At 54.2% G+C, this 786-nt stretch carries 6 tRNA genes and 1 rRNA gene; all 7 read right to left on the bottom strand.

Annotated elements, in window-relative coordinates:
• Nucleotides 1–28: 28 nt before the first annotated feature.
• Nucleotides 29–102 (bottom strand) — tRNA-Met (locus IEW26_RS30015).
• A 17-nt stretch (nt 103–119) separates the two neighbouring features.
• Nucleotides 120–195: transfer RNA gene (locus IEW26_RS30010), tRNA-Val, on the bottom strand.
• Between the two features lie 123 nt (nt 196–318).
• Nucleotides 319–390: transfer RNA gene (locus tag IEW26_RS30005), tRNA-Glu, on the bottom strand.
• A 4-nt stretch (nt 391–394) separates the two neighbouring features.
• Nucleotides 395–470, bottom strand: a tRNA-Asn gene (locus tag IEW26_RS30000).
• A 3-nt stretch (nt 471–473) separates the two neighbouring features.
• Nucleotides 474–549: transfer RNA gene (locus tag IEW26_RS29995), tRNA-Ala, on the bottom strand.
• 25 nt (nt 550–574) lie between these two features.
• Nucleotides 575–648, bottom strand: a tRNA-Ile gene (locus IEW26_RS29990).
• Between the two features lie 35 nt (nt 649–683).
• A 5S ribosomal RNA gene (rrf, locus tag IEW26_RS29985) occupies nt 684–786 on the bottom strand; the annotation flags it as partial.

Here is a 786-nt window from a genome sequence, read left to right as displayed (position 1 = left end):
AGATCACTTTCCGTGAAGAAAGCCTCAATTGCGGGGGCAGGATTTGAACCTGCGGCCTTCGGGTTATGAGCCCGACGAGCTACCGGGCTGCTCCACCCCGCGTCATTATAAAAAGTATATGGTGGAGGCTGAGGGGATCGAACCCCCGACCCTCTGCTTGTAAGGCAGATGCTCTCCCAGCTGAGCTAAGCCTCCATAATTATGACCCGTAGGGGATACTCTCACTTCGTTCGAGACTGCGAAGCAATTCCTAACGATGCTCATCCTCCGACGAACCTTTGGGATTCTCATCCCACTCTTCAGTTATTAAAATAACTATGACCCGTAGGGGATTCGAACCCCTGTTACCTCCGTGAAAGGGAGGTGTCTTAACCCCTTGACCAACGGGCCTTAATGGCTCCCCGAACAGGACTCGAACCTGTGACAACTCGATTAACAGTCGAGTGCTCTACCAACTGAGCTATCAGGGAAAATGGTGGAGCCAAGCGGGATCGAACCGCTGACCTCCTGCTTGCAAGGCAGGCGCTCTCCCAGCTGAGCTATGGCCCCATACGTACTTCTTATTTAATTACTATGGGCCTTGGTGGACTCGAACCACCGGCCTCACCCTTATCAGAGGTGCGCTCTAACCAACTGAGCTAAAGGCCCCTATCATTCGAAAAAAAATACCCCACTGGGGTTCCGCTTGGCGGCGTCCTACTCTCCCAGGACCCTGCGGTCCAAGTACCATCGGCGCTAGAGGGCTTAACGGTCGTGTTCGGGATGGGTACGTGTGGAACCCCTCCG

Source organism: Paenibacillus silvae (genome assembly GCF_014639235.1).
Taxonomy (GTDB): Bacteria; Bacillota; Bacilli; order Paenibacillales; family Paenibacillaceae; genus Paenibacillus; species Paenibacillus silvae.
The sequence above is the reverse complement of the archived record's forward strand: the minus strand, read 5'-3'. Positions and strand labels throughout refer to the sequence as shown.